The following is a 15,171-nucleotide window of genomic DNA, read 5'->3' on the forward strand; positions in this document are numbered from 1 at the left end:
ACATTCCGGCAATCCGGGCGTTGATGCAACGCTGATAAACGTAGATGTGAGTTTGCCGCACACGCGGCGCGGGTAAAAAATACCGAAGGGAAAGGAGGGCCATCATGCACGACCGGCGGATCGGCGTGCTGCTGGAACGCCAGCGCGAGGCATTTCTGCGCGACGGCGCGCCCAGCCTCGAGGAGCGCCGCGAGCATCTGAAGGCGCTGGAGGATCTGGTGCGCACGCACCATCCGCGCATGGCGGAGGTTCTCAACGAGGATTTCGGGCAGCGCAGCGCGCACGAGACCATGATGGCCGAGGCGCTGGGCAGCATGCTGCTCATCAAGCACACGCGCAAGCATCTCGCCGGCTGGATGAAGCCGCGCCGCCAGCCGCTCAACCGGCTGCAGCATCCTTTCGCCAAGGCCTATGTGCAGTACCAGCCGCTCGGCGTGATCGGGGTGATGGCGCCGTGGAACTATCCGTACAAGCTGTGCCTGGTGCCGCTGGCGCAGGCGCTCGCCGCCGGCAACCGGGTCATGCTGAAACCGTCCGAGCTGACGCCCGGGGCCTCGGCGCTGATCCGCGAGCTGCTGGCGCAGGTGTTCGACGAGGACCGGGTCGCGGTGGTGACCGGCGGGCCGGACGTGGCCGCGGCGTTCAGCCGCCAGAAGTTCGATCATCTCATGTTCACCGGCTCGACGGCGACCGGGCGCCAGGTGATGAAGGCCGCCGCCGAGAATCTGGTGCCGGTCACGCTGGAGCTGGGCGGCAAGTCGCCGGCGATCATCGGCGCCGGCTGCGAGCTGTCCGAGGCGGCCGGCTCCATCGCCTTCGGCAAGCTCATCAATGCGGGCCAGACCTGCATCGCGCCCGATTACGGCTTCCTCCCAGAAGGCCGGATGGACAATTTCGCCACCGCCTTCGCCAGCCACGTCAACGCCATGTATCCGACCCTGGGGTCCAATGGCGATTATTCCTCGATGGTGTCCGACGGTCATTACGCGCGGGTGCGCGGGCTGATCACGGACGCGCAGGCCAAGGGCGCCGACATCATCGAGATCAATACCGCCCGCGAAGCCCTGGGCAACCGGCGCAAGATCGCGCCGACCCTGGTGCTGAACGCCACCGACGACATGGCGATCATGCAGGAGGAGGTGTTCGGTCCGGTGCTGCCGCTGCGGTCGTACCGGTCCATCGACGAGGTCATAACCTATATCAATGCGCGGCCGCGGCCGCTGGCGCTCTATCACTTCACCAATGACAACGAGGAAAAGCAGAAGGTGCTGTCGCGCACCCTGTCGGGCGGCGTCACCATCAACGACACCATGATGCACGTGGCGATCGAGGACCTGCCTTTCGGCGGCGTCGGCGCGAGCGGCATGGGCGCCTATCACGGCGAGGCCGGATTCCGCACCTTCAGCCATGCCCGCTCGGTCATGGAGCAGGGGCGCATTCACTTCACCCGCAACGCCCGTCCGCCCTTCGGCGCGCGAATCGAGCGAATCGGCCGCTTCCTCATCGGCGGCTGAGGCGCGCCGCGATCTGTCGCACGGATCAGTGACAGCCGGGGTAAAACCGGTATTATCGGGTCACTTACCGGCAGATTCGGAGTGCTTCATGCTGCGGAAAATCGGCCTAGCGGCCACCGCGTTCGCCATGGTCGCGGCGCAAACCACGCCTTCGCTGGCGCAGGAATGGCGCCATATCTACGCGCCGCAGGACAATACGCTGGCGGGCGTGCTGGACGACGACGCCGTGGCGGGCATGGCCTATCTGAAGATTCCGTTCGGCGGTCCGGCGCATCTGCGCAAGAACGACGTGAAGTACGGCGTGGCCCTGGCCGCCCGCATGCCCGACAATTTCAACGGCTCGTATGTGGAGACCCAGCGCAACCTGATGTCGCTGGTCGACCTGAAGTTCTCGCCGGACGGGTTCAACGACCTGAACATCAACGGCCTGAGCAGCCGCCAGGCCTTCGACCGCATCGCCTATCGCAGCGAGGGCGAGCCCTCGGCGTGGTGGACCTATGGCCTGATGGCGCTGGCGCTGGGCACCGCCGCGCTGATCGCCGTGGCCGCCACCAGCGACGGCGCGGCGCAGGAAGCCCCGACGAGCGGGCAGTGACCGAAACGGGCCGGAAAACGCCCTTTCGTGTGTTGACAACGCCAAATGTGGCCCATATGGTCCGCGCCTCAATTCAGCCGCGAGCGCGGTCCGGAGCAGAACAATGAAGATCAAGAACTCACTGAAGTCGCTGAAGGCGCGCCACCGCGATTGCCGCGTGATCCGTCGCAAGGGCCGGGTCTACGTCATCAACAAGACGCAGAAGCGCTACAAGGCACGCCAGGGCTGATCCCAGCCGCAGGCGAAGGTTTCAAAGGGCCGTGTCCGCAAGGACGCGGCCCTTTCCTTTTTTCCGGCCGCGTACCGGCCAGACGCGCAAAACCTTCATCTGCGCGTAAAACGTGTTGTCTCCTAAACCAGCAATGTTGTTTATTGTCTTTATAAATCATGACCTTAGGTTTTTGCATGCCTCGCTTGCATGCAAAATTGATTTGACGGTTTTTACAGGGGTGCTGCTCCCCTAGGTTGCGCCGGTCAAAAAATAAGCGCCGCAGAATAAGGCGCGTGGACGCAACAAAACCGAAGGGACTCCCATGAATCATCGCCACGGCGAAAGCCGTCGTCGTTTCAGACTCCGTCACCTGCTGTGCGCGGCCGCTCCGGTCGCGCTGATCGGCGCCGCCTCGCCGGCGCTGGCCCAGATCGACGAGATCGTCGTCCAGGCCCGCGGCCAGGAAGAATCGGTGCGCGACATTCCGGTCGCCATCACCGCCGTCGGCCAGGAGCAGATGGAGAAGTTCAGCCTGACCAGCCTGCAGGACGTGGCCGCCAACACGCCGCAGCTCTCGATCGTGCGCGGCAGCAGCGGCAGCGGCGCCAGCATCAGCATCCGCGGCGTCGGTTCGACCTACACCAGCATCGGCATCGAACAGTCGGTCGCGGTGATCCTGGACGGCGTCTACTATCCGCAGGGCCGCGTCATCGATGAAGGCATGTTCGACGTCAGCCAGGTCGCGATCCTGAAGGGTCCGCAGGCGCTGTATTTCGGCAAGAACGCCACCGCCGGCGCGCTGGCCATCACCACCAACGATCCGGGCAACGAGTTCGAGGCGCTGGCGCGCGTCGGCTACGAGTTCGAGCAGCAGCGCCTGGTCGGCGAGGCCATGGTCTCGGTGCCGGTCACCGACAAGGTCGGCGTCCGCCTCGCCCTGCGCGGCACCAAGATGTTCGGCGGCTACATCGAGAACAACGCGGCCGACACCACCTACACCACCCGCGACCGCGCCAACGGCAATCTGGCGACCGTGCACCAGAACCCGGCCTCGTCCGAGAAGCAGTATCCGGGCACCGAGTCGCTGTATGGCCGCCTGACCGTGAAGGGCACGCCCAGCGACCGCTTCACCTATACCCTCAAGGGCTCGTTCGCCGACGTCTACAACAACTCGCCGACCGGCCATTTCGAGCGCTGGCGCTGCCCGACCCTGAACGGCGTGCCGCACCTCAACGTGGGCGGCGTTCCCGTGCCGAACGCGCAGGCCGAGTGCAAGGGCGACTGGAAGCACGCCAACAACCCGATCCCGGGCACGCTGGCCGCCTCCAACCCGCTGCTGGGCCGTTTCGGCGGCGAGCTGGGCGACAAGTACAAGTCGTACGGCATTACCGGCAATTTCAACCTGGACATGGACTATGTGGACCTCACGGCCATCGTGAACTACCACAACCAGAAGAACGCCTGGGTCGGCGATCATGATGGCGGCGGCTCCACCACCACCATGGCGGCCGAGCGCAACTCGTTCGAGAACATCTCGACCGAAGTGCGCGCGGTGACCAAGCTGGACGAGCCGCTGAACTTCGTGCTCGGCTTCTACTACCAGAACACCACCCGCAACTTCCTGCAGGACGTCATCTTCGCCGGCGCCGAGGACAGCTCGGTCGCGCCGGAATACCGCTACACGGCCTACCGCAAGCTGTCGGCCACCGATGGCGAGACCGCGTCGGTCTATGCGGAAATGATCTGGGACATCACGGACGAGTGGCAGCTGACGGGCGGCGCGCGCTACCTGCACGAGACCAAGCGCTCGTTCTTCGAGCAGCCCTATGTGAACGGCAACCTGGTCGGCATCTTCGAGCCGAACACGCGCCTGAACTCGGACCTGGCGTTCAACGACGTCTCGCCGGAAGCGACGCTGCGCTGGCAGCCGACCTCGGATCTGACCCTGTACGTGGCCTACAAGCAGGGCTTCAAGTCGGGCGGCTTCTCCAATTCGGGCATCTACAGCGCCAGCTCGATCGACCCGCGCGAGGATTTCGAGTTCCAGCCGGAAGGCGTCGAGGGCTTCGAGGGCGGCGTGAAGACCTCGTTCTTCAACGGCAGCCTCGATTTCGAACTGGAAGGTTACTACTACAAGTTCAAGAACCTGCAGCTCGACTTCTTCAACTCGCCGACCTTCGCCTACCAGACCGAGAACGCCGGCAGCGCCAAGACCACCGGCGCGGAAATGCAGGCGACCTGGCGTCCGGACGGCATCGACGGCCTGACGTTCAGCGGCTCGCTGGCCTACAACATCGGCAAGTACATCGACTTCGAGGCGCCCTGCTACGCCGGCCAGACTCCGGCCCAGGGCTGCAACATCTTCGCCGGCTATGCGCTGCCGACGAAGCAGGAGCTGGGCGGTCACCCGCGCTCGTCCGCGCCGAAATGGTCGGGCTCGCTGATGGCCGACTATGAAACCCCGGTCGGCAACGGCCTGGTGCTGGGCGTCTCGGGCAACGTGCAGTTCAAGAGCAAGTATTTCCTCAGCGCGTTCGGCAATCCGTTCGACGTGCAGAAGAGCTACGCCACGCTCGACGCCGCCATCCGCCTGGGCACCGAGGACGGCGCCTGGCAGCTGGCCGTCATCGGCAAGAACCTGACCAACAAGTACGCCATGCTGGTCTCCAGCGAAGTACCGGGCACGGGCGGCCTCACCGGCACCCCGGGCGGCTTCGTCGCCGACCGTTACGGCGTCTCCACCCTGCCACGCACCATCGAGATCCAGCTGACCTGGCGCTACTAAGCCACCAGCTAGGTTAGGAAAATGGGGTCGGGTCCGCGTGTCGGGCCCGGCCTTTTTCTTTGGGGATGGGGGCGTCTGATCGGCTTCGCCTGCCCTGCCAGCAATTTTGTAAGTTGGTCCCGAAATCCAACTATTTGGCGTTCCAGTCAATCAACCAGCGAGACTCTACGAGATAATCTTCAACAACGCTCATATCCTCAGCCCAGTCATCATATCCTTCGTTATTGTCCGGGCCTAGACTTCGGACAGTTAGTATCAGATAGCCGCCAGTGTTCTCGCTATCATCCTGGATCATTAGATACCATCCCTTTTTATTCCCTGAAAGGATTCGTCCCCAAGTGTTAATGGGAATACTCATTTATTTCTCCTTATTATTGTCTAGTCTCCGACCATATGGCGTCCACAGAGCAATCTCTGGACTGGGGCACAAGTCGTTAGTTCCATGCGTTTTTAGATCGCATGCTGGGCAGCAGGGGCTCTATCAGATCAGCTGTCTGGCAGCCTGAAATTTTCAGTATGCATCGGTCATTGGTTCACGTCGGGGTATGGTTTAGGCCAGAAGACCCCAAGGATGCATTCATCCGTGCGTACGGCGATCTGGACGTGCGTTTGGTTATAAAAGCCGCTACCGGGATAAACACGGTTACCCTCAGTGAAAATTCCGCGCACCGTATCATAGGGTGGCGCCTTTGGATCGCCGGCCTCAACCAAGCCGGCATGCAAATGTCGGAATACGGCGCAATCGAGAAACCGCTGCGTCAGATCCTTCTCTGGTCGGCCGCTGGCCGGGAGGTTTTGCGGAATTTCGAGTCCAGATTCCTTCTGGACGGCTATGAAAGATTCATAGGCGCTTTCGAGCATGACTATATTTTCGCGGGCAGCGAGGTCGAGGCAATGCCGAAGATCAATCACCGCACCGATCACCGCCGCTTCCGCATAGGATCCCTGGCGGACCTTCCAATTCGCCCACTCCAGAGCGCGGAGCGGATCTCCCTCCCAGAAATAAACGCCCGCACCAAGCCAATCGCGAGATGTGTCACTCCATAAGAGCGTCAGTTCTCCCGCGATTGCCCTTTCAGCAGTCTCGCGCGAGCATCCATGGTAGCCGAGTACGAAAGAGGGAGATCGTGTCACCTGGGCTCGGAGCGGCCTAATTTTGTGATAGCCAGTACGCGATCTAACAAGCTCCGGCGCTTTGTCCGTATTCCCCGTGATCCCGTAAATTCAGGCAACGGCTTTCCGCCTCTGACCATGATATGTTGCGCCGGAGCTCTGCCGCCGAATTCGACCGTCAGTTCTCCAGTTGGAGAATAAATACCCTCGTCGATCAACATCTTACGAGCAGCTTCCGTGCTCTTGGTGCCTTCGATCGCCCGCCTTTTCATGATTGCGACAACTGCGTCGCGGCGCTCAGCGTCATTCCTCATTGCTGCCGATCCTTTGCTCTAACGAGCCAACTTGTAACATATGGTTACCATTTTTTGCGGGGCCACGCACGTCCCGTGAGTTCTTAGGGGCGCGATCCGGCTGGTGTTGGTGCCAGTAATCGTTTCAGAAAATAAAGCGCCCTGGGGATTCCCTCAATCCTCCTCGCGGACTTCGGCGATGCGCAGGACGTTGGTGCGGCCGGGGGTGCCGAAGGGGTCGCCGGCGGTGACGACGATGAAGTCGCCGGTGCGGGCGAAGCCGGTCTGCTTGGCGATGCGCCGGGCCTTTTCCACCATGTCGCTGAAATTGTTCGCGTCCTCGCCGATGAAGCCGTGCAGGCCCCAGCCGATGGTGAGGCGGCGCGCGGTCTCGATGCGGGGCGTCAGCACGAGGATCGGCGCGGTGGGGCGCTCGCGGGCGGCGCGCAGGGCGGTTGAGCCCGAGGTGGTGTAGGTGACGATGGCGGCGGCATCGAGGGTCTCGGCCACCTGGCGGGCGGCCTTGGTGATGGCGTCGGCGCCGGTCGCCTCGGGCATGGGGCGGATGCTGTCGATGTAGCTGCGGTAGTGGGGGTCGGTCTCGACCTTGGCGCCGACCCGGTCCATGACGGTGACGGCCTCGACCGGAAACTCGCCCGCCGCCGATTCCGCCGACAGCATCACCGCGTCGGCGCCCTCGAACACGGCGTTGGCCACGTCGGAGACCTCGGCGCGGGTCGGCACGGGCGACTTCACCATGGAATCCAGCATCTGGGTGGCGACGACCACCAGCTTGCCGCGCCGGCGGGCGGCGTCGATGATCTTCTTCTGCGCGCCGGGCACGTCCTCCACCGGCATTTCCACGCCCAGATCGCCGCGCGCCACCATCAGGGCGTCGGCGATGTCGGCGATGGCGTCGATGTCGCGCAGGGCCTGGGGCTTTTCGATCTTGGCGATCAGCCCGGCGCGGCCGTCGACGGCGTCGCGGGCGGCGGCCACGTCGGCGGCGCTCTGCACGAAGGACTGGGCGATCCAGTCGACGCCCAGATCCAGCGCGAAGGCGAGGTCGCGGCGGTCCTTGTCGGTCAGCGGCGGCAGCGCCAGCAGCGCCTCGGGCACGTTCACGCCCTTGCGGTCGGACAGGGCGCCGCCGACCATCACCACGGTTTCGGCATAGCCATCACCGATGTCCTGCACGCGCAGCCGGATCTTGCCATCATCGAGCAGCAGCCGCTGGCCGGGCGTCAGCGCGGCGAGAATTTCGGGGTGCGGCAGGCTGGCACGCCGCTGGGTGCCGGGCGCGTTGTCGAGGTCGAGCCGGAACAGGTCGCCCTCGTGCAGCACGACCCTGCCCTCGGCGAAGGCGCCGACGCGGAACTTGGGGCCCTGCAGGTCGGCGAGGATGCCGATCGGCCGGCCGGCCGCGTCCTCGACGCCGCGCACCGCCTGATAGAGCGCGGCGATCTGGCCGTGATCGCCATGGCTCATGTTGAGGCGGAACGCGTCGGCGCCGGCCTCGTACAGGGCGCGGATCATGGCGGGCGTGCTGCTGGCGGGGCCCAGGGTCGCGAGGATGCGGATGCTGCGGGAAAGGCGCATGGCAGGGTCTCCGGAGATTTGGCGCCCCGGCTTAGCACAGCGGCGCGGCGCGGGACAGGGCGGGCGGCGCGAAGACACGGCCACGCGCCTTGCAATCCCGGCCTGAGCCGCTAAGTTTCCCGCAACACAGGAACACACAGATACAGGGAGCGTTTCATGGCCGATGTCGGCGGTATCGCGGCGGGTCAACTCAAGTCCATCGTCGAGCGCATCGAGCGGCTCGAGGAAGAAAAGAAGGGCCTGCAGGAAGATATCAAGGACATCTATGCCGAGGCCAAGGGCAACGGATTCGACCCCAAGATCGTCCGTCAGGTGATTCGCCTGCGCAAGATGGAGCGGGCGGACCGTCAGGAACTGGAAGCCCTGGTCGAACTCTATCTCGCAGCCGTCGAGGGATAACATGGCCCAGCCCGCACGCTCCAACACCACCCTGCCCGAATGGGATCTGACCGATCTCTATCCCGGGCCCGAGTCGCCCGAACTGGCGGCGGCGCTGAAGGAACTGGAGCAGCGGGCGAAGGACTTCGAGGCGTCCTATCAGGGCAAGATCACCAGCCTGAGCGGCGACGCGCTCGGCGAGGCGGTCACCATCTATGAACAGATCGAGGAGCTGGCCGGACGCATCGGCAGCTATTCGGGCCTGTACTACGTCACCCGGCTCGACGATTCCGAGACCGCGCGCTTCGCGCAGGGCATCCAGGAGACGCTGACCGATATCAGCGCGCACCTGCTGTTCTTCACGCTGGAGATCAACCGGATCGAGGACGCGGCGTTCGAGACCATGCTGGAGAGCGACGCGCTGAACCACTACCGGCCGTGGCTGGACGAGGTGCGGCTGTTCCGCGAACACCAGCTGTCGGACGAGGCCGAGCATCTGCTGCACGACAAATCGGTGGCGGGCCGGTCGTCCTGGACGCGCCTGTTCGACGAGACCATCGCCGGCCTGCGCTTCACCGTCGACGGCGAGACGCTGACCGAGGAACAGGCGCTCAGTCTGCTGTCGGACAAGGACCCGGAAAAGCGCCGCAAGGCGGCCGAGGCGCTGACCGAGGTGTTCGGCAAGAACATCCGCCTGTTCGCGCTGATCATGAACACGCTGGTCAAGGACAAGGAAGTCGAGGACCGCTGGCGCAAGTACAAGACGCCGGCGGCGTCGCGCCATCTGGCCAACCAGGTCGAGCCGGAAGTGGTCGATGCGCTGGTCAGCGCCGCGCGCGAGGCCTATCCCAAGTTGGCGCACCGCTATTATGCGCTGAAGGCCAAGTGGCTCGGCATGGACACGCTGAACTTCTGGGACCGCAACGCGCCGCTGCCCGAGCAGGACGACGCGCATATTCCGTGGGAGCAGGCGACCTCGACGGTGATCGAGGCCTACCGCGCCTTCTCGCCCAAGCTGGCCGATGTGGGCAGCCAGTTCTTCAGTAACAACTGGATCGACGCGCCGGTGAAGGCCGGCAAGCAGGGCGGCGCCTTCGCGCATCCGACCGTGCCGTCGGCCCATCCCTATCTGCTGCTGAACTATCAGGGCAAGACCCGCGACGTGACCACCTTGGCGCACGAGCTGGGTCATGGCGTGCATCAGGTGCTGTCCGGTCCGCGCGGCGCGCTGATGGCCGGCACGCCGCTGACCCTGGCGGAAACCGCCAGCGTGTTCGGCGAGATGCTGACCTTCCAGGCGCTGCTCGCCCAGACCACGGACCCGGCCGCGCGCAAGGCGATGCTGGCCGGCAAGGTCGAGGACATGATCAACACGGTGGTACGCCAGACCGCGTTCCACACCTTCGAGGAGCGGGTCCACGCCGAGCGCCGCAGCGGCGAGCTGACGCCGACCCGGCTGGGCGAGATCTGGATGGAGGTCCAGGGCAACAGCCTGGGGCCGGCGATCACGCTGACCGAGGGGTACCGGGACTACTGGTGCTACATCCCGCACTTCATCCACACGCCGTTCTACGTCTACGCCTATGCCTTCGGCGATTGCCTGGTGAACTCGCTCTACGCGGTCTATCAGCGCACGCCCGAGGGGTTCGAGGACAAGTATCTCGACATGCTGCGGGCCGGCGGCACCAAGCGGCACAAGGAACTGCTCGAGCCGTTCGGCCTCGATGCGTCCGATCCGGCGTTCTGGCAACAGGGCCTCTCGGTGATCTCGGGCATGATCGACGAGCTGGAGCGGCTCTAACCTTTACGGAGGCTCCCGTGGACTGGCTGTTCCGCCTGCGCCAGCGCCTGTTGCCGACGCCCTGGGCGGCGGCGCGGCGGGCGCGGCAGGACGGCAAGGCCGAGTTCGAGTTCACCGGGATGCTGCGTCCGGCGCTGGTCCAGGCCAGCGCCGTCTATCTGTCCCTGCTCGAGCACATGGCGATCTCGCCCGACGCGCCGCCCGACGACGTGCTGGCGGACGCGGCGCGGCGCGGCGGCGACATCGGCCGCGCCCTCGCAACCCTGGCCGCGCCGGCGCTCGGCAATCCGCGCCGGGCCGCCTATCTGGCCCGCGTTCTCGATTATGCCCATGCCCTGCCCGGCGCGATCGAGCGGCAGATTTCGGTGTGCCGGCAATTGTGGCTCGCCCGGCAGGCGGGCGACGCGGACACGCAATTGCTGCTGCACGGCGCGCAGGACCGGCTGTTGATCGGGCTGCTGGAGCATGAGCGCGTGTTCCAGCAGGCGTCGGCGGCGGCGGCGCCGGCGTATCACCCGCAGCACTGGATCGCCCTGGCGCGCGCCACGCTCAACGCGGCCATGGTCCGCCTGCTCGATCACGCCAGCGATCCGGGGCGGGCGAGGAGCTGGGGCCGCGACCGGGCCGACGCCCTGCGCGGGCTCGACGCGGCGGAAGCCATGCTGCGGCGCGCCGGCGAGCTGGCGCCGCGCTACACCAGGGCGCTGACGCGGCGCTCGTCGGAAACGGGCGGCGCGCCCATGGAAACGGCGCTGCGGGCCTTGCGCGACGGTCTCGAGCACAGCATCGCGACGGAGCAGGCCATCGCCGGCGACGTCCGGCGGCTGGTGATGGGCCTCGACGCGCCGCCCATGGCCGTGACACGGGGCACCGCCGCCTATCAGGGACAGGCGCCACTCGCCATCGCGGGGCTGGTGGCGCGGCGCCTCTCGCCCCGCGCGTCAGCGGAAGAGGCCGTGCGCAAACCGTAAAGTCACGTGCGCTTGTACACAGCACTGATTGTTGCGGCGCATGGTTCGTCTGCTATAGTCCCGGCCAACGATAAACACGCCTGCAAAAACGGCATAACGGGACTTTTTCATGAAAATCGCTGTACCCAAGGAACGGCGACCGCACGAACGCCGTGTCGCGGTCTCGCCGGAAACCGTCAAGAAGCTGAAGGCCCTGGGCTTCGACGTTGTCGTCGAAACCGGCGCCGGCGAAGCCGCCGCCATGCCGGACCGCCTCTTCGCGGAAGCGGGCGCGACCATTGCCCCGGACGCGGCCTCGGCCTACGCGGACGCCGATATCGTCTTCAAGATCCAGCGCCCGCTGCGTGCCGGCGAAGGCGATCTGGACGAAATGAGCCTGATCAAGCGCGGCGCGTATCTGATCGCCTCGCTCAGCCCGTATCAGGATATGGAGGGTGTCGCCGCCTATGCAAGCGCCGGCATCAACGCCATGGCCATGGAACTGATGCCGCGCATCAGCCGCGCCCAGTCCATGGACATCCTGTCGTCGCAGAACAACCTCGCCGGCTACAAGGCGGTGATCGAGGCGGCGGACCATTACAACCGCGCCATGCCCATGATGATGACGTCGGCGGGCACCGTCGCCCCGGCCAAGGTCATGGTCTTCGGCGCCGGTGTTTCGGGCCTGCAGGCGATCGCGACGGCCAAGCGCCTGGGCGCCATCGTGTCGGCGACCGACGTGCGTCCGGCCACCAAGGAGCAGGTGGAATCGCTGGGCGGCAAGTTCCTGATGGTCGAGGACGAGGAGTCCAAGGCCGCCGAGACCGCCGCCGGCTATGCCAAGGAAATGAGCGACGCCTACAAGGCCAAGCAGGCCAAGCTGATCGCCGACACCATCGCCAAGCAGGACATCGCCATCACCACGGCGCTGATCCCGGGCCGTCCCGCGCCCAAGCTGATCGACGAGGCCATGGTCCAGTCCATGAAGCCGGGTTCGGTGATCTACGATCTGGCGGCGGAAACCGGCGGCAACTGCACGCTGACCGTGCCGGGCGAGGTCGTGGTGCGCCATGACGTGACCATCATCGGCCATTTCAACGTGCCCAGCCGCGTGCCGGTGGACGCGTCCAATTTGTTCGCCAAGAACCTGCTGAACTTCGTGTCACCGCACGTCAAGGACGGCGTCCTGTCCTTCACCTGGGACGACGAGACCGTCGCCGGCATCCTGCTGACCCGCGACGGCCAGATCGTCCACCCGCAATTCTCCGGCCAGGGAGCCTGACCATGGAACACCTCGTTGTTAGCCCCGTCGTCTTCCAGCTGGCGATCTTCGTGCTGGCGATCTTCGTCGGTTATTATGTGGTCTGGAGCGTCACGCCCGCCCTGCACACGCCGCTGATGGCCGTGACCAACGCCATTTCGTCGGTGATCGTGGTCGGCGCGCTGATCGCGGTCGGCGTGCAGATCCCCGAAATGGCCGACATCAACGTCGAGAAGATGACCTGGACGTCGAAAATCCTGGGCTTCCTGGCGCTCATCATGGCGTCCGTCAACATCTTCGGCGGCTTCCTGGTCACCCAGCGCATGCTGGCCATGTACAAGAAAAAAGAAAAGTAAGGGGCCGGGGAAATGTCCGCGAATCTCACCGCCATTCTCTACCTGATCTCCGGCGTCCTGTTCATCCTGGCGCTGCGCGGCCTGTCGTCGCCGGTCACCTCGCGCCGGGGCAACACGATGGGCATGATCGGCATGGCAATCGCCATCGGCACCACGCTGGCGAACATCGCCGGGCACGGGGTCGATCCGGCCACCATCGGGCTCATCGTCGGCGGCCTCGCCATCGGCGGCGGCATCGGCGCCGTGATCGCGCGCAAGGTCGCCATGACGGCCATGCCGCAGCTGGTCGCCGCGTTCCACAGCCTCGTCGGCCTCGCCGCCGTGATGGTGGCCGCCAGCGCCTTCTATTCGCCGGAAGCCTTCAACATCGGCGTGCCGGGCGCCATCCACACCGCCAGCCTGGTCGAGATGTCGCTGGGCATCGCCATCGGCGCGGTGACGTTCACCGGTTCGGTCATCGCCTTCACCAAGCTGCAGGGCCTGGTGTCGGGCGCGCCGGTCGTGTTCCCGGGCCAGCACCTGTTGAACGCGCTGCTCGGCATCATCCTGGTGCTGCTGATCGTCTATTTCTGCATCGCCCAGGAAGCCTGGGTGCTGTGGACCATCGCCGTGCTGTCGCTGGTCATCGGCATCACCCTGATCATCCCGATCGGCGGCGCCGACATGCCGGTCGTCGTGTCCATGCTGAACTCCTATTCGGGCTGGGCGGCCGCCGGTATCGGCTTCACCCTGTCCAACACCGCGCTGATCATCACCGGCGCGCTGGTCGGCTCCTCGGGCGCGATCCTGTCCTACATCATGTGCAAGGCCATGAACCGCTCGTTCTTCAGCGTCATTCTCGGCGGCTTCGGCGGCGATTCGACGGCTGCGGCGGCCGGGGCGGTCGAAACCCGCCCGGTGAAGCGCGGCTCGGCCGAGGACGCGGCCTTCATCATGAAGAACGCCGGTTCGGTGATCATCGTCCCGGGTTACGGCATGGCCGTCGCCCAGGCGCAGCACGCGCTGAAGGAAATGGCCGAGGAGCTGAAGAAGGAAGGCGTCACCGTGAAGTACGCCATCCATCCGGTCGCCGGCCGCATGCCTGGCCACATGAACGTGCTGCTGGCCGAAGCCAACGTGCCCTATGACGAGGTCTTCGAGCTGGAGGACATCAACTCGTCGTTCAGCCAGACCGACGTGGCCTTCGTCATCGGCGCCAACGACGTGACCAACCCGGCGGCCAAGACCGACAAGACCAGCCCGATCTACGGCATGCCGGTGCTCGACGTGGAAAACGCCAAGACCGTGCTGTTCATCAAGCGCGGCATGGCGGCCGGTTACGCCGGCGTGGAGAACGAGCTGTTCTTCCGCGACAACACCATGATGCTGTTCGGCGACGCCAAGAAGATGGTCGAAGAGATCGTCAAGTCGCTGTAAGGCAGGGTTCATCCCGACGACAAAGGGGCTGCTTCGGCAGCCCCTTTTTTGTGGCCGGCGCCTTATTCCGCCGGTTCGGCGACCCGCTGCAGCGCCAGATAGCGCGCGGCGTCATCGGCGGTCGCCGGGTCGTGCCGAACGTCGCCGGGCGCGCCCATGGGCCGCGTCCAGGCCGCGAATTCCAGCTGGATGCCGTCCGGGTCGAGGAAGTAGATCGAGCGCACGAAGGTGGAGGGGGTGAGTTCCAGGCTGGCCTGGCGCTCGGACTCGTCATGGTTGATGACGGGCGTGATCTCGATGCCCGCCGCTTCCAGCCTGCGGCGGTACTCGTCGATCCTGTCAGCGGGTACGTTGAACGCCAGATGGTTGAGCGAGGCGTGCGCCGTGGTGATCGATCCGCGCCCGACCAGATGGGCCGGATGGGTCACGCCGGGCACCGCCTCGGGCGCGTCGGGGAACCAGAAGAAGGCGAGCGAGTCGCCATTGCCGATATCGAAGAAGAAATGCTGGCCCATGCCGTTGGGCAGATCGATGGTCTTGGTGAGCGGCATGCCGAGCAGGCCGGAATAGAACGCCACCGTGCGCTTCATGTCCTTGCACACCAGCGCGAGGTGGTTCACGCCCATGATCTCGAACTTCTCGTTCTTCGGCGCCGTCATCCCGTCTCTCCCCATGGCTGAAGCCGTCGGTGAATTTTATACGCTCATACAAATTTTTCATCCGCTTTTCAGCGGCCGCGTCACGGCGCCGCCGCACGCCCCGGCTGCATTGCTGCCATGCGGCGCGCGATAGGGCGAAGCCGGCGACCGTTGATCGCGATCAAGGCTCCGGAGGCGTGCCCGGACGAAGGTCGGCGGTGCGGGCGCTCCACCCAGGCCATGACCGGCCGCGGCGCCGCC

Annotated in this window: 13 protein-coding genes and 1 pseudogene; 10 read left to right on the forward strand and 4 right to left on the reverse strand. The window is 65.2% G+C overall.

What is annotated here, in order from left to right:
* Positions 1-104: 104 nt before the first annotated feature.
* From WJU17_RS13255 to WJU17_RS13270, 4 genes are all read left to right on the forward strand, one after another.
* Entirely contained in the window at positions 105-1,514 is a 1,410-nt protein-coding gene (locus WJU17_RS13255; protein WP_346327873.1) for a coniferyl aldehyde dehydrogenase, read from the forward strand.
* A gap of 88 nt (positions 1,515-1,602) precedes the next feature.
* Positions 1,603-2,109, forward strand: coding sequence for a hypothetical protein (locus WJU17_RS13260; RefSeq protein WP_346327874.1), 507 nt, complete (start codon positions 1,603-1,605; stop codon positions 2,107-2,109).
* Between the two features lie 103 nt (positions 2,110-2,212).
* Positions 2,213-2,338 (forward strand): type B 50S ribosomal protein L36, encoded by a 126-nt coding sequence (ykgO, locus tag WJU17_RS13265; protein WP_346327875.1) that lies wholly within the window; start codon positions 2,213-2,215, stop codon positions 2,336-2,338.
* A 304-nt stretch (positions 2,339-2,642) separates the two neighbouring features.
* Complete coding sequence (locus WJU17_RS13270; protein ID WP_346327876.1) at positions 2,643-5,105, forward strand: TonB-dependent receptor; 2,463 nt, start codon at positions 2,643-2,645, stop codon at positions 5,103-5,105.
* A 130-nt stretch (positions 5,106-5,235) separates the two neighbouring features.
* On the opposite strand, the gene WJU17_RS13275 is transcribed toward WJU17_RS13270, so the two are convergent.
* The 3 genes from WJU17_RS13275 to pyk form a co-directional block, all read right to left on the reverse strand.
* On the reverse strand, positions 5,236-5,463 hold the full coding sequence (locus tag WJU17_RS13275; RefSeq protein ID WP_346327877.1) for a hypothetical protein: 228 nt from the start codon (positions 5,461-5,463) through the stop codon (positions 5,236-5,238).
* Between the two features lie 167 nt (positions 5,464-5,630).
* Positions 5,631-6,239: a hypothetical protein gene (locus tag WJU17_RS13280; RefSeq protein ID WP_346327878.1), complete on the reverse strand. Its 609-nt coding sequence runs from the start codon at positions 6,237-6,239 to the stop codon at positions 5,631-5,633.
* Between the two features lie 446 nt (positions 6,240-6,685).
* Positions 6,686-8,110 (reverse strand): pyruvate kinase, encoded by a 1,425-nt coding sequence (pyk, locus tag WJU17_RS13285; protein ID WP_346327879.1) that lies wholly within the window; start codon positions 8,108-8,110, stop codon positions 6,686-6,688.
* A 156-nt stretch (positions 8,111-8,266) separates the two neighbouring features.
* Here pyk and WJU17_RS13290 point away from each other — a divergent pair, with 156 nt between their 5' ends.
* From WJU17_RS13290 to WJU17_RS13315, 6 genes and pseudogenes are all read left to right on the forward strand, one after another.
* On the forward strand, positions 8,267-8,509 hold the full coding sequence (locus WJU17_RS13290; RefSeq protein ID WP_346327880.1) for a DUF2312 domain-containing protein: 243 nt from the start codon (positions 8,267-8,269) through the stop codon (positions 8,507-8,509).
* Between the two features lies 1 nt (position 8,510).
* Positions 8,511-10,289 (forward strand): M3 family oligoendopeptidase, encoded by a 1,779-nt coding sequence (locus WJU17_RS13295; protein ID WP_346327881.1) that lies wholly within the window; start codon positions 8,511-8,513, stop codon positions 10,287-10,289.
* A gap of 17 nt (positions 10,290-10,306) precedes the next feature.
* Complete coding sequence (locus tag WJU17_RS13300; RefSeq protein WP_346327882.1) at positions 10,307-11,260, forward strand: hypothetical protein; 954 nt, start codon at positions 10,307-10,309, stop codon at positions 11,258-11,260.
* 109 nt (positions 11,261-11,369) lie between these two features.
* Positions 11,370-12,521: a Re/Si-specific NAD(P)(+) transhydrogenase subunit alpha gene (locus WJU17_RS13305; RefSeq protein WP_346327883.1), complete on the forward strand. Its 1,152-nt coding sequence runs from the start codon at positions 11,370-11,372 to the stop codon at positions 12,519-12,521.
* Positions 12,522-12,550: 29 nt separating this feature from the next.
* Positions 12,551-12,856: pseudogene (locus tag WJU17_RS13310) on the forward strand (proton-translocating transhydrogenase family protein); the annotation flags it as partial.
* A gap of 12 nt (positions 12,857-12,868) precedes the next feature.
* Positions 12,869-14,272, forward strand: coding sequence for an NAD(P)(+) transhydrogenase (Re/Si-specific) subunit beta (locus WJU17_RS13315; protein ID WP_346327884.1), 1,404 nt, complete (start codon positions 12,869-12,871; stop codon positions 14,270-14,272).
* Between the two features lie 62 nt (positions 14,273-14,334).
* Here WJU17_RS13315 and WJU17_RS13320 read toward each other — a convergent pair whose 3' ends face one another.
* Positions 14,335-14,931 carry a VOC family protein gene (locus tag WJU17_RS13320; protein WP_346327885.1) on the reverse strand — a complete coding sequence of 199 codons (597 nt, stop codon included), beginning with the start codon at positions 14,929-14,931 and terminating at the stop codon, positions 14,335-14,337.
* Positions 14,932-15,171 lie beyond the last annotated feature (240 nt).

Origin of the sequence: Iodidimonas sp. SYSU 1G8 (assembly GCF_039655775.1) — a bacterium.
Lineage (GTDB): Bacteria > Pseudomonadota > Alphaproteobacteria > SMXS01 > SMXS01 > RI-34.